We start from the raw sequence: 20252 nt of genomic DNA, 5'->3' as shown, positions 1-20252 counted from the left end.
TTTGCCTTCCACTCCGTCGGCCAGGCGCTGCTGATCATGCTCAACGTGCCGCTCGCGCTGATCGGCGGCGTCTTCGCGCTGTGGGTCTCCGGCATCTATCTCTCCGTGCCGGGCTCCATCGGTTTCATCGCCGTGTTCGGCATCGCCGTGCTCAACGGCGTGGTCATGGTCAATGCCATCAACCAGAACCGGGTCGTCGGCCAGGATCTGCGCACCGCCGTCCTGGACGGCGCCCGATCCCGGCTGCGCCCGGTGCTGATGACGGCGCTGACCACGGTGCTCGGCCTGGCGCCGTTGCTCTACGCCACCGGCGTCGGCTCGGAGGTCCAGCGCCCGCTCGCGACCGTCGTGGTCGGCGGGCTCGCCTCGTCGACCCTGCTGACGCTGATCGTGGTGCCCACCATGTATGCCTTCTTTTCCCGCCGCGCCGATCTTGCCGTCGGCCGGCCTTCCGTCAACCAAGCCGAGAGGACCCAACCATAAGTCTCAAACCAACTTTGGTCGATGCTCGGCGCCGACTTGTCGGCGGCGCTGACGCCTGCCGATGTCTGGCCTGCACTGGTTGTCGTCCTTGCGCCACTCGGCGCTGACGCCGTATCCGAACGCCGGATCGAAGCCCGCGCAGACGGGTGATGGCGCGCGAACGCCTGGCGTGGTGGCCGGTGCCGCTCCTGGCGTTGGTGGTGTTGCTGATCGCAGGCGCACCGGCGCAGCCGGAATGCGGGAGCTGCACGATTCCGACCGACCCATCCGGACACGACCCATCCCGAGCGACGAGGATCGCAAGCAGGGCGCGGAGCCCTGATGCGCGGATTCATGCGGTGAGCGTCGCCTGCGACGATCACCGCAGTCCTTCAGGCCGAGGCAAAGGCCCCGACGTCTTACCCCCGGATCCGCTCGATGCGGAACAGGGTGGTCGTGCCGCTCACCTCGTTGGCGACGACCAATAAGGGCACCCCGCGGATCGGACTCTTCGACGCCTCGATCACCGTCAGACCCTCGGCGCCCAGATCGCCCGCCTCAGGCGTGCCGGGCTTGACGCCGAAATCGCGGTTGTTGAGGTACTGAACGAAGCTCGGCGCATAGGGATCGGTGACGTCGTAAACCATGACGCCGCCGATACGCTCCAGTCCGATGAAGGCATAGGTGCGCCCCCACAGCTTGGCCAGAGTCACGCCCTCGGGCTCGGGGCCCTTGTTGTCGCTGCGGTTGTCGAAGTTGTTCGCCTTGTGGTCCGAGTTGAAGGCTCGTTCCCCGCCAGGCGGTGGTCTTTGAAGCCGAGGCCGTGGACGGTGGAAAATTCACCGGACTTGATGTCGAGGACGGCGAAGGCGTTGTTCTCCTGCAGCGACACCCAGGCGGTCGTCGTTCGGCTCGCCCGCGTTGGCCACCAGCACCCGCTTGCCGTCCGGGGTGAAGGTCGCCATGTCCGGCAGCGCACCGACCTTGACGGACTCGAGGATCTTCCCGTCGGCGTTGAAGAAGACCGCCTTGCCCGGATCCGTTTTGGGATCCGCTTCGACCGCCGCGACCATCAGCGCCTTGTGGACAGCCACGCTGTTGACGACCCCGCCGAGGCTCACGCTGAACAGGACCTGCGGAGCCGAGGGGGAGCGGATGTCGAGCACATCGACGTTTTCGCTCTGCGCATTGACCACGAACAGGCGTTGCGTCCCGGGATCGTGGGCCACGATCTCGGCCGCGGATTCGCCGAATACGCCGGTTGCGTAGGTGCCGAGCGGCGCGATGGCGATCGTGGTCTGAGCTGCGTAGGGACCCGCTAGAGCCGGAGCGCCGATACCGAGCGCCAAGGCGCAGCCGGCGGTAAGTCGTGAGACGGTCGTAAACGACATGAGTCGGAGATCCTCGTCGGGTAAAAATCCCCGATTATCGGATCAAGCATGACGGTTCAGGGACAGTGCAATGACGATTCGGCGATATGCGGCTGCATGCCGCGAGCCGGACGCCGATCGCCGCAGCCGCTGTTCAGAGATAAAGCAGCGACGCCACCAGGAAGAATACCAGGACCGCAATGATATCGTTGCCGGTGGTGATGAAGATGCCCGTAGCCATCGCCGGATCGATCTTGAAGTGATGGAGGATCAGCGGAACCGCCGCGCCCATGGTGACGGCGAGCAGGGTCACGAGGGTCAAGGCCACACCTGCGGTCAGCGCCAGACGCAGCGGGTCCGCGACACCCACCAGGGGTCCCGCGACAAAGACGATCGCGGCGAGGATCAGGGCCGCGATCGACCCGTTCAGCACCGCCGCGAGCATCTCTTTGACGAGCCGCCAAGGCAGATCGCCGATCCAGAGGGTGCCGGCCGCGAGGCCCTGAATGGCGACCGTCGCGGCCTGGATTCCCGCGTTGCCGGCCATCGACATCACGATCGGGATGAAGCTCGCCAGGATGGCCGCGGCAGCGATCTGCGTCTCGTAGGCGTTGATGACGCTGCCCGAGACGAGCGCACCGACCAGCCCCGCGAGCAGCCAAGGCAAGCGGTTCTTCACGATGCCGAGCACCGGGTCGTCGGGCCGTGCGTCGGGCGAGACGCCGCTGAGCAGACGCACGTCTTCCTCCGCCTCGTCGCGCACCACGCGTTGCAGCTCGTCGGCGGTGATGCGCCCGAGCAGCCGACCTTCGGCATCCACGACCGGCACCGTGATGAGGTCGTTCTCCGTGGTCACCCGCACGACCTCTTCCTGATCCATATCCGAGCTGACCGAGACGAGATCGGTGCGCATGACCTGCTCCACCGGGATGTCGCTCGGGCGCAGCAGCAAATCGCGCAGCTTCAGATAGCCGAGGAGCTTGCGGTCCGCATCCACGACATAGACCGCCGAGAGTTTCTTGATCAGATCGGCGCGACGACGCACCTCGGCCACGACTTGCCCCACACTCCAGTCCGGCGGCACGGCGACCAGCTTACGGGTCATGATGCTGCCGGCGGAATCCTCCTGATACGCCTTGAGCTCGCGGATGGCATCGGCCTCGCGCAGGTGCGGGATGAGCCGCTCCTGGACCTCGTCGGGAAGCTCGGTCAGGACCTGGACCACGTCCTCGGCGTCCCGGCCGTCGAGGATCTCGGCGAGGCGCTCGATCGTGGCGTCTTCGAGCAGGGCGCCGCGAAAATCGTTGTTGAGCCCGGCAACCACCTTTGCGGCAGGTCCGGCCGGCAAGACCAAAAAGAGTTTGCGCGCGCGCTTCAGTGGAAGCTGCACGAGCAGCTCGACGATGTCGCGCGGATGCCAGGTTCGCAGCAGGCGGCGAATCTCCTCGCGCTCACCCGCCTTGATCATGCGCCCGATCGCCTTGACCACCGGACGGTTGACGTCGAGTGTCTCGCCGGGTCGGCCGCGGGTCCAACGCAGCCGTGGCGCTTCGGTAGTCTCTGTCATGGCTGAGGCGGTCCCGGGGTGGAGCGTTGCTGATCGGCGTTTCGAAGGTTCGAAATCCGCCGGAGTGTGGCAACACCGGCGGATCAAATCAAATCCGACCGGGTTATGATGCCGCTTCATTGGTCTCGCCGCAGTCGGGCGGCGCGATCGACGTCGAGGAATCCGGCCTAACTGGAAGAGCGGCCGAACGAGGGTTTTCAATGTCCGAGCTGCAAATCGAGTGTCTTACGGGAACGGATCTCGTCGCCGATCTGCCGGCGCTCGCGCGCCTTCGCATCCGCGTCTTTCGCGACTACCCCTATCTCTACGAGGGCGATGCGGAGTACGAAGAACGCTATCTGCGGACCTACGCCGACGCGCCCGACGGGGTCATGGTTCTGGTGCGCGACGGCGATCGGGTGGTGGGTGCATCGAGCGCGCTGCCGCTCGCGGCCGAGACCCCGAACCTTATCGAGCCTTTCAGGGCTCACGACTATGCGCCAGAGCGGGTTTTCTACTACGGCGAATCGGTCCTGCTGCCGGAGTACCGCGGGCTTGGGCTCGGGCGGCGCTTCTTCGAGGAGCGCGAGGCCCATGCCCGTGCGCTCGGCCGATTCAATGTCGCCTGTTTCTGCGCCGTGGAGCGACCCGACGATCACCCGCGGCGTCCGCGGGATTATCGTCCGCTCGACGGTCTTTGGGCGAAACAGGGCTTCGTGAGACAGCCGCAGTTGCGCACCACCTTCTCTTGGCGCGATCTCGACGACGCCGTGGAAACGCCGAAACCGATGGTGTTCTGGCTGAAGCACCTGGACTGAACGCCACCGAGACGACCCATGTCGCACAGCACATCTCCGCACCGGGATTGGCTCCCGCAAGGCATCGCCCTGCTCCTGATCGCCCTGGTCGGAACCCTGCCCTTTTGGCTGACCGACCTGGACATCCAGGCCGCCGCGCTCTTTTATCATCCGGAGGCGGACGACCCCTGGTACGAGGCACAAGCACCGCTTTGGTCCTTTCTCTATGTCGCCTCGCCGCTCCTGACCGGCTTCGTCATGCTCGGCGGACTGCTCGTTCTCGGCGCCGGGACGATCTGGCGGTCGTTCAGGCAGCTGCGCTGCTACGCGATCCTGCTGATCGCAGCGACGATCCTGGGGCCCGGACTCATCGTCAACGGCGTCTTCAAAGACAACTGGGGACGGCCTCGACCGCACCAGATCGAGCAGCTCGGCGGGACGCGCGACTATATTCCCCCGCTCGCCATCTCCGAGCACGGCGACGGCAAATCCTTCCCGTGCGGACACAGCTCGATCGGCTACATGCTCGGCGTCTTCTTCATCATCTGGCGCAGACGCAGGCCGTCGCTCGCCTGGACCGTGCTCGCGGGCTCACTCGCCTTCGGCACACTGCTCGGGATCGGGCGGATGGCGGCGGGCGACCACTTCCTCTCGGACGTCATCTGGTCCGGGGTCATCGCCTACGGGATTGCCTGGGGGCTCTACTATTTCGTCCTGCGCATCCCGCGGCGCGAGGCCGCCGAGGCGGCGGCACCGCCCTCCCCGATGCCCGAGCTGCGGCGCCCGAAGCTCACGGCTGCGGTCTATGCGCTCGTCGCAGCCCTGATGATCGGGGGCGTCCTCTTGGCGACGCCTCTGAAGAACGTGCAGATCCAATGGGTCCGGCCGGGCGATTTCGATCCGCCCCCCAAGGTCTTGCGCTTGGTCGCCGATCAGGCTTATGTGATTCTCTTTTGGCCGGGCGGCGCGCACCGCACGGCCGAGATGCGCTTGGAGGCGCGCGGATTCGGGCTGCCCTGGAGCAGGGTCGAGCCTGAGTTGACCGGCGACCACCGGGTGCTGACCTATCGGGTCAGCCATCAGGGGGTGTTCACCGAGAAGGACACCAAGGTCGTGATGGGGATCGTCGCGAACGAATGGGAGCGGGTCGAGGTCCGGATCGACTCGGGCGACATCCGGGTCCATCCATCGCAGGATCCGTTGCCCGAGCTCGACCTGCAGACGAGCGACGGCGAGGTGATCCGTGTCGACCCCTGATCCGCAACGCGTCCGGACCGATCGACAACCGCCTGCGAGGCCCGCAGTCTTGACCACAACGGGGGCGAAGCCGTGCCGCAATCCGAACCCTTGATCCGCTTCACCAGCACGACCGTCGCGCACATCCCGGCGGACGTGACCCTCACGCTCACGCTGGAACAGCGCACTCGCTGTCGGCTGCGCGTCATGCTCGACGACGGCCGCGAGGCCGGACTCTTTCTGCCCCGCGGCACCATCCTGCATCACGGGGACGCACTGATCGCCGAGGACGGTTTGGTCGCACGCATCATCGCTGCACCGGAGCACCTCTCGCGGGCAGAGAGCGCCGACCCGCTGCTGCTCGCACGCGCCTGTTATCACCTCGGCAACCGGCACGTGCCCCTGCAGATCGAGCCCGGGCGCCTCAGCTACCGACAGGATCAGGTCCTCGACGAGATGGTGCGCGGTCTCGGGCTCGAGGTCGGGCTCGTGGATGCCGGCTTCGAGCCGGAGCCCGGTGCGTACGGCGGTCAGGGGGCGGATCATTCGGGCCATGTCCATGATCACTGACGGGGCGCTGCCTCTGCTGCGCCTGATGCACCTGGTCAGCCCCTCGCTGCCAGTGGGTGGCTTCACCTACTCGCAGGGCATCGAATGGGCGGTGGAGACCGGTTGGATCCGCGATGCCGACGACTTGGAAGGCTGGATGGCCGATCAGATCGGGTGCAGCCTTCGGTATCTGGACCTCCCGCTCTTGGTGCGGATGCAGGCGGCGGCACTCGATCGCGATCGAGCACGGATGGGCGGCTGGGTCGACAGCCTCCTGGCCGGCCGAGAGACCGCCGAGCTGCGACGCGAGGAATCCGATCGCGGACGCGCGCTCGCCGATCTGCTGGTCGCTTGGGGTCTGGAGGATGCGCTCGGGTGGAAACCGCAGCTCGCGCGCAGTCAGGCCGCGGGCTTCGCCTTCGCCGCGGCGTCCTGGCGGATCGAACCGCGCGATGCGGCGACGGGCTATGCCTGGAGCTGGCTCGAAAATCTGGTCCTGGCCGGAATCAAGCTCGTGCCTTTGGGTCAGACGCGTGGCCAACAGACACTGGCGCGACTGGCAACCCTCATTCCAAACGCCGTCGCTGCGGCCCTCGAGGTCGCGGACGAGGAGATCGGCGCCGCGACTCCGGCCCTGGCGATCGCAAGCTCCGCTCACGAGACCCAATACACCCGCTTGTTTCGTTCCTGAAGGAGACACCATGGTCCATGCTACACCCCTGCGCGTCGGGGTCGGCGGTCCCGTCGGCTCCGGAAAGACCGCCCTGCTGGACGCGCTCTGCAAGGCGCTGCGAGAGCGCTATCAGTTGGCGGTGGTCACCAACGACATCTACACCCGCGAAGACGCCGAGTTCCTGATCCGCTCCGAAGCCTTGCCCGCCGAACGCATCGTCGGCGTAGAGACCGGCGGCTGCCCGCACACCGCCATCCGCGAGGACGCCTCGATGAACCTGGCCGCGGTGGAGGATCTGCAGATCCGCTTCCCGGACCTGGATCTGGTCTTCATCGAAAGCGGCGGCGACAACCTCGCCGCCACCTTCAGCCCCGAGCTGGCCGACCTGACGATCTATGTCATCGACGTGGCCGAGGGCGAGAAGATCCCGCGCAAAGGCGGACCCGGCATCACCCGCTCGGACCTCCTGGTCATCAACAAGATCGACTTGGCACCTTATGTGGGGGCTTCGCTGGAGGTCATGGAGCGCGACTCCAAACGCATGCGCGGGGAGCGGCCGTTCGTCTTCACGAATCTGCGCACCGGCCAGGGACTGGAGAGGATCCTCGACTTCATCGAGCATCAGGGGATGCTCGGGGCTTAAACCGCGCCCGGCGCGGTCTGCGATGTTTTTGGATGGGATCGGCCCGGGCAGACTGACGCCCTGAAAGAAGCATCCCCACTGCGCATACTCGGAAGACCTGTCGGGGCGAATTCATTCGCCCCGAGTCGCTCGATCACTCCGCCCAGCGCCGGGCCGCTTCATCGTCCGTCCCGCTTGCATCGACCCAACGCTCGCCCTGCGCCGTCTGCTCCTTCTTCCAGAAGGGCGCGCGGGTCTTGAGGTAGTCGATCAGGAACTCGCAAGCACGAAACGCCTCGCCCCGATGCCGACTGCTGACGCCCACGAACACGATCGGATCCTGCGGCAGCAGCTCGCCCACGCGATGGAGGATACTGATGTCCTCCAGATCCCAGCGTTGCGCGGCCTCCTCGGCGATGGCGCCGAGTGCCTTCTCGGTCATCCCCGGATAGTGCTCCAGTGTCATGGCGGCGACCTCGGCGCCTTCGTTGATGTCGCGCATCAGTCCGATGAAGGTGACCACGGCACCGACCTGCGGCTTGTCGCGGGAGAGAATTTTTTGCTCCTCCGCAATGTCGAAAAGGTCGCGTTGAACTCGAATGCGTTGCATGTTCGGTTTCTCCGACGCTGGTGTCCGGGGTTCGACCCCGGTCTGCCCGGTCCACTCGGCAGAGGAATCAGGGGGCTCCTATACTTTCGAGTGCGAGCGTTTCGCCTCGGCTCCCGCCGCGGCCTTCTCTCGGATCCGGGCATCGAACCGCCCGCCGACGGAAAACCACTCAAGCTTGAATCATGCCCGATGCCGTGCTCCGAGTCCCTGCTTCGTTCGATCATTCACCAAGAGGAAACGACGATGAACTGGAAAGAACAACTCGACAAAGCGGTTGCTGCGGTCAGAGAGGCCACCACCAGCGAGAACGCACGGGATATCGCGGGCAAGGCGAAAGCGGCTGCGATGGGTCTGGTCGAGAAGGTCAAAACCGGCGCGGTCGACGCGGCCGATGCCTTCGTCGAGGCCAATCGCGATCCCTCGGCGCTGTCGGTGCGCTTCCTGAACGCGGATCTGAGCATCGTCTCGCCTGCCGAGGGCATCTCGGTCACCAGGCCGGATGCCGCGACCCTCGTGATCGAGGATGGCTCGGGCAATGGCCTCGTCGTCAACGCGGGGGCCGATCCTGCCGTTGTTGTCGACACGATCGGCACGGTCGCCAAGCTGGGCGACAACACCTTCGACCTGGGTCAAGAAGACGGCGTCAACGTCGTCGTGACCAATTTCTGATCGGTCCGATTCGCGAGGCGCCGAAGCGCCTCGCGATGATCACTCGACGATGCCTCCGCTCATCTCGCAAATCGCCGGGTGGCCACAGCGCGTCATCCACTGGCTCTGTAGCGGTCGAGCCGACTACACCCACTTCCAGCGGCGCAAAGCCACCCCGGCCCACCGGGCGCGGCGCACACTTTGCCTGTTCGTCTGGACCGGTGCCGCTATCCTGATGCTGCTCTGCCCGAGCCCGGGCTGTATCGCGACCCTCATCCTGATCGCCACCTTCGTGAGCTTTTCTCTTCTGGACGAGCAGCCCTAAACCGCGTCCAGAGCGACATGTGTCGTTTTCATTGTTCGTTTAGCTTCGGAGATATCCTCGATCCCAGTGAGACGCGGTTTAGAATTTAAGATTTTGAATCCTTTAAACCGCGCCGGCTCCGACAGTCGTCGGAGCCGGCGCGGCCGAGCCATCCATCAAATGACGCATACCGCACCGGGCGCGGTTTAAACGCGCTCACCCGATCGGCGCCACGCCCATCAGGAGCTTGTGCAGCCAGAACATGAAGAGCAGGTAGAACCCGATGCCGCCGATGATCGCGATGGCGTCGTTCACCTGGCTGGGCGGTGCCCCGTAGACGGTCGGGGTCGCGCGTTGCTTGAGCGAGATCCGGTCGGCAACCGCCCAAGCGAGAAAGGCTCCGAACAGCAGGATATCGGCGGCCGTGCCGTTGGCGAGCAGGTGCGCCGTCGCCCAGATCTTCACCGCGAGCAACATGGGATGCTTGGTCGCGGATTGGATCCGACCCGGCAGATAAGCGGCAAGCAGCAACGGAAAGACGGGCAGCATCAACAACAGGCTGATATGCCGCATCCAAACCGGCGGCTCGTAGATGACGACGGGCGACAGGCGGGCGGCCCCGTATCCCGAGACGATCAAATAAAACCCGACCAGGGATAAGAGTCCATAGATGGCCTTCCATGGGATCTCGCCGAATCGCGCGACCAGATCGGTGCGCCATTGGCTGTTGATGATGGACACCGAGTGAATACCGAGAAACAGGATCAAACCGAGGACGAGTACTGCCATCCGAGGATTCCTCCAAACGCATTGAAAAACCATCCAAACCGCGGCTCACCCCAAACCCTGCCGATTACGCCGGACGCGTCTTGGATTTCGCGAGAAGACCGTCCAAGGCGTTCGCGAACGCCTGCCGATCGCGCGGCCCGAAGGCGGGCGGCCCGCCGGTGTTGATGCCGCTGCCGCGAAGGGTGTCCATGAAGTCGCGCATCGTCAGGCGCTCGCGAATCGTGTCCTTGGTGTAGAGCTCGCCGCGAGGGTTCAGGGCTTGGCCGCCCCCCTCGATAACCTCCGCCGCGAGCGGGATATCCGCGGTGATCACCAGATCGCCGGGGGCGAGGCGCTTCAGGATCTCGTTGTCGGCAACGTCGAACCCGGCGGAAACCCGGACCGAACGCACCAGAGGCGAAGGCGGCGTACTCACCGGCGCGTTCGCCACCAACGTGATCGGGACGCCGAGCCGTTCCGAGGCACGAAAAAGGATCTCCTTCACGGCGTTCGGACAAGCGTCGGCGTCGACCCAGATCTCCAACCGCCGCGAACCCGTCAGCTCGCCTCGGCCGTCACAGTCGACGCCTCGGCATCGGCGATCACGGATTCCGTCTCGCTCGCGACCGCATCCGCGGAGATCGGCTCGTGCACCAGGATAATCCCGGCGAGCGGAGGCAGGGCGATCGGAATGGAATAGGGCCGCCCCATCCAGCTCACCGGCTCGGCCTCCACACCGCCCTGGTTGCCGACATTACTGCCGCCGTAGAGCGCGGCGTCCGAGTTCAGCGCCTCCCGATAGAAACCGGGCTCGGGGACGCCGATCCGATAGTTGGTGCGCGGCACCGGAGTGAAATTGAATGCGGCGGCGACGATCTGCTTGCCGGAGAGGTCCTTGCGCAGATAACTGAGCACGGATTGGGAGCTGTCGTGACAATCGATCCACTCGAACCCGGAGCTGTCGAAGTCGACCTCATGCAGTGCGGGCTGCTCGCGATAGAGCCGGTTGAGATCCGACACGATCTGCTTGATGCCCTCGTGCTGCGGTCGCTCGAGCAGATCCCAATCCATCGCCGCGTCGAAGTCCCATTCGGCGCCGTGCGCGAACTCGCAGCCCTGAAACAAGAGCTTCTTGCCCGGATAGCTGAACATGACGGTGTAGAGCAGGCGCAGACTCGCAAACTTCTGCCAGGCATCGCCCGGCATCTTATCCAGCATCGACTTCTTTCCGTGCACCACCTCGTCGTGCGAGAAGGGAAGCACGAAATTCTCCGTGAAGGCGTAGAGAAGGCCGAACGTCAGCAGATCGTGATGATAATGGCGATAGATGGGATCCTTCTGCATATAGGATAGGGTGTCGTGCATCCAGCCCATATTCCATTTCATGCTGAAGCCGAGACCGCCGAGATAGGTCGGGCGCGAAACCGCCGGCCACGCGGTCGATTCCTCGGCGATCATCAGGGTGCCCGGATGCTGCTCGTGGGTGACGGTATTGAGTTGGCGGATGAAATCCACCGCTTCGAGATTCTCGTTGCCGCCGTATTTGTTCGGGATCCATTCACCGGCATTGCGCGAATAGTCCAGATACAGCATGGAAGCGACTGCATCCACGCGCAACCCGTCGAGATGGAACTCGTCGAGCCAATAGAGGGCACTCGACAGAAGGAAGTTCTTCACCTCGTTGCGGCCGAAATTAAAGATCAGGGTTCCCCAATCCTTGTGCTCGCCCATGCGCGGATCCGCATGCTCGTAAAGGGCAGTGCCGTCGAATCGCGCCAGTGCATAGGCATCCTTCGGGAAATGGGCGGGCACCCAATCCAACAGCACGCCGATACCGCGGCGATGCAGGTAATCGACGAAGAAGCGGAAGTCGTCCGGCGAGCCGAAGCGGGCGCTCGGCGCGAAATAACCGGTACATTGATAGCCCCAAGAGGCGTCCAAGGGGTGCTCAGTGATCGGCAGGAGCTCGATATGGGTAAAGCCCAGCTCGCTCACATAATCCGCGAGCTGCTTGGCGAGGACCCGGTAATTGAGAAACTCGCCGTCCGCACCGCGCTGCCAGGATCCAAGATGGACCTCGTAAACCGAGAAGGGGGAATGCTGCCAATCCGATTCGGCGCGGGCCGCCAGCCAGGCCTGGTCGGCCCAACGGAATCGGCTCTCCGGACAGATGAACCCGGCCGTTTGCGGACGCTCCTGGAAGGCCTGTGCGTAAGGGTCGATCTTGACGTGGATGTTGGTCGCGCGATCGCGGATTTCGTATTTGTAGAAGCCGCCTTGTCCGATTCCGGGAATGAAAAGCTCCCAAACACCGGTGCCGCCGCGCACGCGCATCGGGTGGGCGCGCCCGTCCCACTGGTTGAAATCGCCGACAACGCTCACGCGCTCGGCACTCGGTGCCCAGACCGCGAACTGCACGCCCGACACTCCGTCGACATCGGTCAGGTGCGAGCCCAAAAACCGGTAGGCGTGCCAGTGTCGGCCCTCACCGAAGAGGTGGAGGTCAAAATCGGCGAGCTGGGGTGGAAAGCAGTAGGGATCGTGATGGACGTGATGTTCACCGGCGGCATCGATCCAGTCGATTCGGTAACGCTCGGGAACCTTAGATGCCGAGCCCTCCCAAAGGAAAAAATCCGTTCCCTCGATCCGAGCGAAGGGCTCGGAGGCCTCGACCAAGGTGGCCGACTCTGCGTCCGGCAGAAACACACGGATCATTGCCCGGTCGCCCTCGAGATGCCGGCCGAGAACCTCGAACGGGTCGTGGTGACGCGCCTCGATAATGCGCTGCAAGGGTTCCGGAACCTTGGGGGCTTGCTGTGTCGCGGTTGCCATTCTGAAGTATTTCCTTCGCTGTCGGCTCTCGATGTCGCCTATCGTCGGCGCTGCCACGGAAACCGTTCGATATCGCGGGGCCGCGCCCCGAGTCTGCGGGCTGGCGGCAGACGGGCGCGACAGGTTCGGGGTCTCGTCGGGATCGACGGCCCGTGGTACGGCGCGGGAAGAACGCGACCACAGGGCAGTGCGCCGACGCTTCGGACCGTCTTGATGTTAACATAAGGGGGACTACTCTTATGCCCTCGCCTAGACGACAACAGGAGGACTTATGCCCCAAACGAATCCCCGGTTCGTCAGCCGCCTGACCCGCAATACCCTGGCGCTGATCCTGGCCGGAGGACGGGGCTCGCGCCTGATGCACTTGACGGCCTGGAGATCCAAACCGGCCGTGCCCTTCGGCGGGAAATTCCGGATCGTGGATTTTCCGCTTTCGAACTGCATTAATTCAGGGATCCGCCGTATCGGCGTCTTGACGCAATACAAGGCGCATTCACTGATCCTTCATATCCAGAAGGGCTGGGGATTCCTGCGCGGCGAATTCGGCGAGTTCGTGGAATTGTGGCCTGCCCAGCAGCGTGTCGCGGAGACTGCTTGGTATGCGGGAACAGCCGACGCCGTATTCCAAAACCTCGACATCATCCGCGATCACAATCCGGATTACATCCTGGTGCTCGCCGGCGACCATATCTACAAGATGGATTACGGCGCGATGATCGCCTACCACGTCGAGTCCGGTGCCGATATGACGGTCGGATGTCTCGAGATGGAGACCGAGCGCGCCAGCGAATTCGGAGTCATGTCGGTCGACAACGAGGGGCGCGTGCTGCGATTCGCCGAAAAGCCGAAGGAGCCGGAGGCCATCCCCGGATCGCCCGGCAAGAGCCTTGTCTCGATGGGCATCTATGTATTCAATCGCGGTTTCCTGTTCGAGCAGTTGATCAAGGATGCCGACACGCCGCGCTCCTCGCATGACTTCGGGAAGGACATCATTCCTTCCGTCATCAAACACTATCGCGTCATGGCCCATACCTTCCGTGACCCGCGCAGCGGCGAGCAGGCCTATTGGCGTGACGTCGGTACAATCGACGCCTTTTGGGAGGCCAACCTCGAGCTGATCGGCGTCACGCCGCCCTTGAGCCTCTACGATAAAAGCTGGCCGATTTGGACCTACCAAGAGCAATTGCCGCCGGCGAAGTTCGTATTCGACGACGAGGATCGACGCGGTATGGCGGTAGACTCCATGGTCTCGGGCGGCTGCATCATTTCGGGCGCCACGGTTCGTCACTCGTTGCTGTTTTCGAACGTCCGCGTGAATTCCTATGCCTATGTCAAGGATTCGGTCGTCCTTCCCGATGTCGTGATCGGCCGAAACTGCACGATCCGCAATGCGGTGATCGATCGCTATTGCCAGATCGACGAGGGAACCGTGATCGGCCTCGATCAGGAAGCCGATCGCAAAGCAGGCTTCTACGTGAGCGAGGGCGGCGTCACACTCGTGACCCCCGAGATGCTGGGCCAAGACGCCAACCACGTCCGTTGAGGGCCTCGTCCGAATGCAGATCATCTTGAACGGCGCCGCCACCGAGGTTGCGGACGCACTCACCATGGCCGAGCTGATCGAGCAGCTCGAGCTCGGCAGCCGTCGCCTGGCCGTCGAGGTCAATGCCGAGTTGGTCCCGCGCAGCCGCTTCTCCGAGCACCGGCTCGCGCCGCAAGATCAGGTCGAGATCATCCACGCCGTCGGCGGCGGATGACCCGGCTTGGGCGTCCTGCCCCGAATCCTTTATCCTGAATCTTTCTTTCGTTTTGGCCACCACACCCATGACCACCGAGACCGCCGCAACCGATCGATTCACCCTCGCCGGACGCGAGTACAGCTCCCGACTCCTCGTCGGCACCGGCAAATACAAGGACATGGCCGAGACCGCCCGGGCCATCGAGGCGAGCGGCGCCGAGATCGTCACGGTCGCGGTGCGGCGCACCAACCTCGGCCAAACCCCGGGTGAGCCCAATATCCTCGATATCCTGCCGGCCGAGCGCTACACCATCCTGCCCAATACCGCAGGCTGCTACGATGTCGAGACCGCCGTGCGCACCTGCCGACTGGCGCGCGAGCTGTTGGACGGTCACACCCTGGTCAAGCTCGAGGTCCTGGGCGACGAGAAGACACTCTTCCCGGACGTGATCGCCACGCTCAAGGCGGCCGAGGAGCTGGTCAAGGACGGCTTCCAGGTCATGGTCTACACCAACGACGACCCGATCGTCGCCCGACAGCTCGAAGAGATCGGCTGCATCGCCGTCATGCCGTTGGCCGCCCCGATCGGCTCGGGGCTCGGCATCCGCAACCCGCTCAACATCCGCACCATCGTCGAGAACGCCCATGTCCCGATCCTGGTCGACGCGGGTGTCGGCACGGCATCGGATGCTGCCGTGGCGATGGAGCTCGGCTGCGACGGGGTACTGATGAACACCGCGATCGCCGCGGCCCGCGACCCCATCCTGATGGCCAGCGCCATGCGCAAGGGGATCGAGGCCGGGCGCGAGGCGTACCTTGCCGGGCGCATGGCGCCGAAGCGGTTTGCCTCGGCGTCCTCGCCGATGGATGGGCTGTTCTTCCAACCCTGAACCGCGTCTCGAGCGGAATGCGATGGTCGGTGTGGCGCGGGCGTCCGAGGCTACGGGCGAGGTTCGTGCCGGACGCGGTTCAGAATGATTGAATCCAATGGTGATTTCCGGGAAAGGATCCGCCTGCGCGTAGGGGCGAATTTATTCGCCCGACGAATCTTCTGGGCATGCGAATTCGGGATGCCTCTACACGGAAATCGCCTCGGAGCGCTCCGACCGCGAAAGCGGTAGCGTGATGTACGGCCGAGAGGCCAGTTGCAAGGACCTCATGACGGCCGAGACTACGCCAAAATTCCTGCGACCCGTCCGGAGCTTCGTGCTGCGCGAGGGTCGTTTGACCTCCGCCCAGGAGCGGGCCTTTAGGGACCTCCGGCCGCTCTACGGCGTGGATTGGACGCCAGACACGCCAATCGACCTCGCGGGGCTCTTCGGCAACGCGCACCCCGTCGTCCTCGAGATCGGGTTCGGCAACGGCGATTCGCTCGCCGAGATGGCCGAGCAGGATCCGCAGCGCAATTGGCTGGGGATCGAGGTGCATCGCCCGGGTGTCGGGCACCTGCTGCTCGAGATCGAGCGGCGCGGGCTGACCAATCTGAGACTGATGCGGCACGACGCGGTCGAGGTGCTCGCCCGAGGCATCATGCCCGGCAGCTTGGACCGCGTTCAGCTTTTCTTCCCCGATCCCTGGCCGAAACGCCGTCATCACAAGCGTCGCATCCTGACGCCCGAGCTGATCGGGCTGCTCGCGCGCGCGCTCCGCTCGGGCGGCGTCTTTCACGCGGCGACAGATTGGGAGCCTTATGCCGAGCAGATGCTGGAGACCCTGGAGGCGTCTTCGGAGAGCTTCGAGAATCTCGCCGGAGCCGGCAGCTTCTCGCCCCGCCCTGAGACACGTCCGCTCACCCGCTTCGAGCAACGCGGCGAGCGTCTCGGCCATCGGGTTCGCGACCTGATGTTTCGCCGGCGCTGAGACCGAGGCTCCGATGTCCGGACTCAGACTCGACGGGATCCGATCGCGCGCACTCGGGCCGCTCGATCTCGCGGTCGCTGCGGGCGAGCTGGTCTTCGTATCGGGCCCGTCCGGCTCGGGCAAGAGCCTCCTGCTGCGCGCCGTCGCCGACCTGGATCCGCACGAAGGCGAGGTCTGGCTCGGCGAGGAGCCGCGCTCGCGCATCGCTCCCGCGCACTGGCGTCGGCGGGTCGGTCTTCTCCCTGCGGAGGCCTTCTGGTGGGCGGAGAGCGTCGGCGAGCATCTGCCGGGCATCCGAACCGCGCATGCAGATCAGCCTACGTCGCCGCTTCCTCCGGCAATCCTGCGTCTGTCCAAACCCTTTCGCCGCGCACCCGTTCGCGTCTCGAATCACCCTGCCCTGCCGGACCCCTCAACCATCACGGACTGGCTGGACCGCCTCGGCTTCGCACGCGACGTCCTCGGCTGGTCGGTGACTCGACTCTCCACCGGCGAGCGTCAACGTCTGGCGCTGGTGCGCCTGCTCGCACAGACACCCGAGGCGCTGCTGCTCGACGAGGCCACCGCCAACCTGGATCCGAGCAACGGCGCACGCGTGGAGGCGGTCGTGGAGACCTATCGCAAGACGCAGGGCGCGGCGGTCCTCTGGGTGAGTCACGATCCGGAGCAACGCCGCCGGATTGGCGGGCGCTCGCTGGTCATCCGCAACGAGCGTCTGGAGCCCGAAGCGTGACCCTCATCCATCTCAGCCCTTTCGATCTGGGACTGGCCTCCATCCTGGTCCTTTTGCTCGCCGGCATGTCTTGGCGACTGCGCCTCGGGATCGAGCGGCGCGTCCTGATCTCGGCCGCACGCAGCACGGTCCAGCTCATGCTTGTCGGGCTGGTGCTGAAGGTGCTCTTCGCCCAGACCAGTCTGCCGTTGATCGGACTGATGGCCCTGGTGATGCTCTCGGTCGCCGGATACGAAGTGATGCAGCGACAGAAGCGACGGTACCGGGGCATCTGGGGTTACGGGATCGGCGCGCTCTCGATGTTCCTGTCCGCCTTCACCGTCACCCTACTCGCCCTGACGGTCATCATCGGGGTCGAACCCTGGTATCAGCCGCAGTATCTGATCCCGCTGCTCGGCATGATGCTCGGCAACACCATGAGCGGGATCGCCATCGCGCTCGACAGCCTGACCCGCCAGGCCTGGGATGCACGCGGACGCATCGAGGCACGCCTGCTCGCCGGCGGCACCTGGGACGACGCGATCGAGGAGGTGCGTCGCGATGCCCTACGCTCCGGCCTCATCCCCATCATCAACGCCATGGCCACCGCCGGCCTGGTCAGCCTCCCCGGCATGATGACCGGCCAGATCCTCGCCGGCAGCCCGCCGATGGAAGCCGCCAAATACCAGCTCCTCATCATGTTCCTCATCGCCGCCGGCACCGGGCTCGGCTCGATGGCCGCCGTCTGGATCGGTTCGCGCCGTCTGTTCGACGACCGCCAGCGACTGCGCCTGGACCGGCTCGCTGCGGCGAACCGGTCGAGTTGATGGAAGCTATTTCCTCGTCCTATCGGCAAGCCTGCTCGGGCTCACATGGCGGACCCGGAGGGACAACCGCAGCGCAGCTCGCCGAACTCTGCGCCGGCGCTGGTAGGCGGATAGAGAAGCAAGCCTTCATGTCCAGTTGGTCGCGGTATCCCTACGCCGACCTCGCGATCGATGTCCTTAGTCGACAGAGGCGAGACATGACGCGAGGATGGCCACAAGCCTCCTGTTCCTGAGTTGATGTGGTACGCCCGCCTGCTCGATTCGGAGTGGTCTGGCCATGGAGTTAGTTCGGCCAAAAAATGCAGGATAGCAAGACCCCGCGCCTCTAAACGGGCCGAGGCACTCGTTCTGGTAGAGCGGATGGCCGCGGCGCAGCCGGAGTAGAGGGCACGCGCGGTGCGATGCATCCGTGCGACCGGCGGGTCGGCGGTACGGCGGCGATCGCGCCGCAGGGAACCGCGACCGACGCCACCAAGCAACGCCTCATCGCAGCCTCCCGATCATTGCGTCGTGCGAGCCGGTGGTGGGGCATCGCCTCACGTATCGGCCAGCACGGTCACCACGATGCGCCGATCCGCACGTGGACCGTCGAACTCGCAGAAGAAGAGATTCTGCCAACGCGACAAGCCGAGCTCGCCGTCGATCAAGGGGACTGTCTCGGAGGGTCCGACCAGGCCTGCCTTGAGGTGAGCATCGCCGTTGCCGTCTTGGGCGTCGTGGCGCCAGACACCTTTCGGAATCTGCTTCGAAAGGAAGTCGATGACGTCCTCCTGAACGCTCTCATCCCAGTTCTCCTGGATCATGATCGCGGCCGTGGCGCCCTGGGCGTAGACGTGGACGATGCCGTTGTGGATCCCGCTGCGCGCCACCACGGCATACACTTCGGCGGTGATGTCGACCAGTTCCTGGTCGCGGCGAGTCGTCAGTCGGATGGTTTCGCGCATGGAATGCTGTCTCCGAGTCTCGGGTGTCGGGTAACAGCATCTGGCCGGTCCGGTGGTTGGGCAAGCCTGGGCCGGTCGCCGGCAATGCTGCTCACACCTGGCGAGGCACTCCTGGAGCCTCAATGCGCGGACGCTGAAATAGGCCGCCGAACGGGCGGCGATCTTCAGCGAGTAGCCTTGCTTAGAATACATACTCTTCGCATAATGCATATTTTCCACGAACCCTAACGGCCTGATCCGGCCCCGGCGGCAATATGCGATTCGACCTCAAGGAAAATGTCACGACGACAGAGCTGGTGCGTAATCTCTCGGTCGTGATCGACCGGGTGCGGCTGACGGGCCGAAAGCTGGCCATCACCAAGGGCAGTCAGACGGTCGCCGAGCTGAGTCCGCCGGCGAAGGCCGGCTACCCCATTTCCCGACTCGGCGAGTTGCTGGCATCCCTGCCCAAGCTGGATGCGGACGACCGAGCCATGGCTGACGATCTGGCACTCATCCGCCGGGCGGGAGATCTTCCGGGCACGCCATGGGACTCGTGATCGATACCCATGTTTTCATCGATGCGCAGAACGGGCGCTTCGCGCTGGAGCACCTGGCGGATTTTGCGCACTACGGCGAAGGGTACATCGCCGCCATCACCGTCTCGGAACTCTTGGCCGGGGTCCATTTGGCAGCCACTCCGACCCAGCGTGTGCAACGCGCGGCCTTCGTCGAGGGACTGATCGGGAGCATGCCTGTGCTGGACTTCACGGAGGCGGTCGCGAGGGTCTACGCGGAACTGTATGCCCATTTCCTGCGACCGCGCGGCCAGATGAAGGGCCGCGTTCATGATCTGCAGATCGCCGCGACGGGCATTGCCCATGGGTTTGCGGTACTGACCAGCAATCGGGACGACTTCAAACAGATCCCCGGCCTGCGTGTCGAGTGCCCGTTCGGATGATCCCCTTTTCTTTTGCTGGCGGCCCAATCTTCCGGATGAAGGCGATAATTATCTGATCGCAGAGAGAAAAGGGGCCTTGACTGCTCGAGGCAGTTTTATTTTCGCTGTCGTCCTCCGGTCCGTGGCCTTGCCTTCCTCCGCAACGTGCGCGAGCAATTTGGCGCAGCCATCATGTGGAGGTAGCGATGCCCGGAGAACTCGGAATCCGCGCGGCCCCACCCCGGGTCCTCGAACCGATCTTGAATCCATGACGAGCCACGCCATTGCCCTAGCTCGTGCTTCTACTCTTCCTCGCGGGTCCCGCGTGGATCTTCCGCTGAGGCCCAGGCGGTCGATCCCGAGAACACCGCCTATTCCCGGGATGCCGACTCGACGGTTGGAATCGCATCTTCGAGAGGCCGGGACGGGAAGTCTAAGATCAGCGGATCGAGATCCTCGATGCGCTGGAGTTTCGACCGGGCATGCGTGTCGCCGGTGTCGGCAGAAATTGAACCTGAACGCTTTATCCCCCGACCGGGTGCAAACGCGCCGGCATGACCCGGGGAGTCCTAGACGGGTTACCCCGATCAAATGTAAGAGGGCCTGTCAAGCGACACCAGGAATTGACCCCCTGGCGACACCAAGAATTGACCCCCCGTGGTTACATGGATCTGCGTTTCCCCTCAGTTCGCCGGGGCTCGCCCCCGCCGCCCCGGCGCGCGCCGCTCGCCGCGCTCCCGAGCAGGCCGGCACGGCGCTTCTCGCGTAATCGGTAGCTCTCCCCACGGATGGTGACGACGTGGCTGTGGTGCAGCAGCCGGTCGAGGATGGCGGT

25 protein-coding genes are annotated in these 20252 nt (G+C 64.6%); 16 read left to right on the top strand and 9 right to left on the bottom strand.

Annotated elements, in window-relative coordinates; translation table 11 throughout:
- Positions 1–483 (top strand): efflux RND transporter permease subunit (locus tag VLR48_RS14390; protein ID WP_325292451.1); only part of this gene is annotated, 483 nt, incomplete at its 5' end.
- 398 nt (positions 484–881) lie between these two features.
- Here VLR48_RS14390 and VLR48_RS14385 read toward each other — a convergent pair.
- The 3 genes from VLR48_RS14385 to mgtE form a co-directional block, all read right to left on the bottom strand.
- On the bottom strand, positions 882–1301 hold the full coding sequence (locus VLR48_RS14385; protein WP_414718612.1) for a choice-of-anchor I domain-containing protein: 420 nt from the start codon (positions 1299–1301) through the stop codon (positions 882–884).
- Positions 1302–1853: a choice-of-anchor I domain-containing protein gene (locus VLR48_RS14380; protein WP_325292449.1), complete on the bottom strand. Its 552-nt coding sequence runs from the start codon at positions 1851–1853 to the stop codon at positions 1302–1304.
- Between the two features lie 133 nt (positions 1854–1986).
- Positions 1987–3399 (bottom strand): magnesium transporter, encoded by a 1413-nt coding sequence (gene mgtE, locus VLR48_RS14375; protein WP_325292448.1) that lies wholly within the window; start codon positions 3397–3399, stop codon positions 1987–1989.
- A gap of 200 nt (positions 3400–3599) precedes the next feature.
- Here mgtE and VLR48_RS14370 point away from each other — a divergent pair, with 200 nt between their 5' ends.
- The 5 genes from VLR48_RS14370 (at position 3600) to ureG (ending at position 7276) form a co-directional block, all read left to right on the top strand.
- On the top strand, positions 3600–4196 hold the full coding sequence (locus VLR48_RS14370) for a GNAT family N-acetyltransferase (protein ID WP_325292447.1): 597 nt from the start codon (positions 3600–3602) through the stop codon (positions 4194–4196).
- Positions 4197–4214: 18 nt separating this feature from the next.
- On the top strand, positions 4215–5432 hold the full coding sequence (locus VLR48_RS14365; protein WP_325292446.1) for a phosphatase PAP2 family protein: 1218 nt from the start codon (positions 4215–4217) through the stop codon (positions 5430–5432).
- Between the two features lie 90 nt (positions 5433–5522).
- Positions 5523–5981, top strand: a complete 459-nt coding sequence (gene ureE / locus VLR48_RS14360; RefSeq protein WP_414718611.1) for an urease accessory protein UreE — start codon at positions 5523–5525, stop codon at positions 5979–5981.
- On the top strand, positions 5965–6651 hold the full coding sequence (locus tag VLR48_RS14355; RefSeq protein ID WP_325292445.1) for an urease accessory protein UreF: 687 nt from the start codon (positions 5965–5967) through the stop codon (positions 6649–6651). Before ureE ends, VLR48_RS14355 begins: the two co-directional genes overlap by 17 nt.
- A 10-nt stretch (positions 6652–6661) precedes the next feature.
- A complete protein-coding gene (gene ureG, locus VLR48_RS14350; protein WP_325292444.1) occupies positions 6662–7276 on the top strand; it encodes an urease accessory protein UreG in 615 nt (204 codons plus the stop codon).
- 133 nt (positions 7277–7409) lie between these two features.
- Here ureG and moaE read toward each other — a convergent pair whose 3' ends face one another.
- Entirely contained in the window at positions 7410–7865 is a 456-nt protein-coding gene (gene moaE / locus VLR48_RS14345; RefSeq protein WP_325292443.1) for a molybdopterin synthase catalytic subunit MoaE, read from the bottom strand.
- Positions 7866–8108: 243 nt separating this feature from the next.
- On the opposite strand from moaE, the gene VLR48_RS14340 reads away from it, so the two are divergent.
- Entirely contained in the window at positions 8109–8534 is a 426-nt protein-coding gene (locus VLR48_RS14340) for a hypothetical protein (RefSeq protein WP_325292442.1), read from the top strand.
- A gap of 49 nt (positions 8535–8583) precedes the next feature.
- Positions 8584–8838, top strand: a complete 255-nt coding sequence (locus tag VLR48_RS14335) for a hypothetical protein (protein ID WP_325292441.1) — start codon at positions 8584–8586, stop codon at positions 8836–8838.
- 195 nt (positions 8839–9033) lie between these two features.
- Here VLR48_RS14335 and VLR48_RS14330 read toward each other — a convergent pair whose 3' ends face one another.
- The 3 genes from VLR48_RS14330 to glgB all read right to left on the bottom strand — a co-directional run bounded on the left by VLR48_RS14330 (position 9034) and on the right by glgB (position 12417).
- Positions 9034–9606, bottom strand: coding sequence for an NnrU family protein (locus tag VLR48_RS14330; RefSeq protein ID WP_325292440.1), 573 nt, complete (start codon positions 9604–9606; stop codon positions 9034–9036).
- Between the two features lie 64 nt (positions 9607–9670).
- A complete protein-coding gene (locus VLR48_RS14325) occupies positions 9671–10129 on the bottom strand; it encodes a YaiI/YqxD family protein (RefSeq protein ID WP_325292439.1) in 459 nt (152 codons plus the stop codon).
- A 14-nt stretch (positions 10130–10143) separates the two neighbouring features.
- Positions 10144–12417, bottom strand: a complete 2274-nt coding sequence (glgB, locus tag VLR48_RS14320) for a 1,4-alpha-glucan branching protein GlgB (protein ID WP_325292438.1) — start codon at positions 12415–12417, stop codon at positions 10144–10146.
- Between the two features lie 271 nt (positions 12418–12688).
- Here glgB and glgC point away from each other — a divergent pair, with 271 nt between their 5' ends.
- The 6 genes from glgC to VLR48_RS14290 all read left to right on the top strand — a co-directional run bounded on the left by glgC (position 12689) and on the right by VLR48_RS14290 (position 17554).
- Positions 12689–13960 carry a glucose-1-phosphate adenylyltransferase gene (gene glgC, locus VLR48_RS14315; protein WP_325292437.1) on the top strand — a complete coding sequence of 424 codons (1272 nt, stop codon included), beginning with the start codon at positions 12689–12691 and terminating at the stop codon, positions 13958–13960.
- Positions 13961–13973: 13 nt separating this feature from the next.
- Entirely contained in the window at positions 13974–14174 is a 201-nt protein-coding gene (thiS, locus tag VLR48_RS14310; protein WP_325292436.1) for a sulfur carrier protein ThiS, read from the top strand.
- Positions 14175–14241: 67 nt separating this feature from the next.
- The gene (locus VLR48_RS14305) at positions 14242–15045 is read left to right on the top strand and encodes a thiazole synthase (RefSeq protein WP_325292435.1); all 804 of its coding nucleotides are present in this window, start codon (positions 14242–14244) and stop codon (positions 15043–15045) included.
- Positions 15046–15313: 268 nt separating this feature from the next.
- On the top strand, positions 15314–16015 hold the full coding sequence (gene trmB / locus VLR48_RS14300; RefSeq protein ID WP_325292434.1) for a tRNA (guanosine(46)-N7)-methyltransferase TrmB: 702 nt from the start codon (positions 15314–15316) through the stop codon (positions 16013–16015).
- A 13-nt stretch (positions 16016–16028) separates the two neighbouring features.
- The gene (locus VLR48_RS14295) at positions 16029–16748 is read left to right on the top strand and encodes an ABC transporter ATP-binding protein (protein WP_325292433.1); all 720 of its coding nucleotides are present in this window, start codon (positions 16029–16031) and stop codon (positions 16746–16748) included.
- The gene (locus VLR48_RS14290; protein ID WP_325292432.1) at positions 16745–17554 is read left to right on the top strand and encodes an ABC transporter permease; all 810 of its coding nucleotides are present in this window, start codon (positions 16745–16747) and stop codon (positions 17552–17554) included. Before VLR48_RS14295 ends, VLR48_RS14290 begins: the two co-directional genes overlap by 4 nt.
- A 536-nt stretch (positions 17555–18090) precedes the next feature.
- On the opposite strand, the gene VLR48_RS14285 is transcribed toward VLR48_RS14290, so the two are convergent.
- Entirely contained in the window at positions 18091–18498 is a 408-nt protein-coding gene (locus VLR48_RS14285; protein WP_325292431.1) for a secondary thiamine-phosphate synthase enzyme YjbQ, read from the bottom strand.
- A gap of 254 nt (positions 18499–18752) precedes the next feature.
- Between VLR48_RS14285 and VLR48_RS14280 the strand changes: the two genes are divergently transcribed.
- Both VLR48_RS14280 and VLR48_RS14275 read left to right on the top strand, forming a co-directional pair.
- On the top strand, positions 18753–19037 hold the full coding sequence (locus tag VLR48_RS14280) for a hypothetical protein (RefSeq protein ID WP_325292430.1): 285 nt from the start codon (positions 18753–18755) through the stop codon (positions 19035–19037).
- Positions 19025–19438: a type II toxin-antitoxin system VapC family toxin gene (locus tag VLR48_RS14275; RefSeq protein WP_325292429.1), complete on the top strand. Its 414-nt coding sequence runs from the start codon at positions 19025–19027 to the stop codon at positions 19436–19438. Before VLR48_RS14280 ends, VLR48_RS14275 begins: the two co-directional genes overlap by 13 nt.
- Before the next feature lie 640 nt (positions 19439–20078).
- On the opposite strand, the gene VLR48_RS14270 is transcribed toward VLR48_RS14275, so the two are convergent.
- Positions 20079–20252: ATP-binding protein (locus tag VLR48_RS14270; protein WP_325292452.1), on the bottom strand; the 174-nt coding region annotated here is incomplete at its 5' end.

Origin of the sequence: Thiocapsa sp. (assembly GCF_035467215.1) — a bacterium.
Taxonomy (GTDB): Bacteria; Pseudomonadota; Gammaproteobacteria; order Chromatiales; family Chromatiaceae; genus Thiocapsa.
This window is presented reverse-complemented; position numbering and strand designations above follow the sequence as displayed.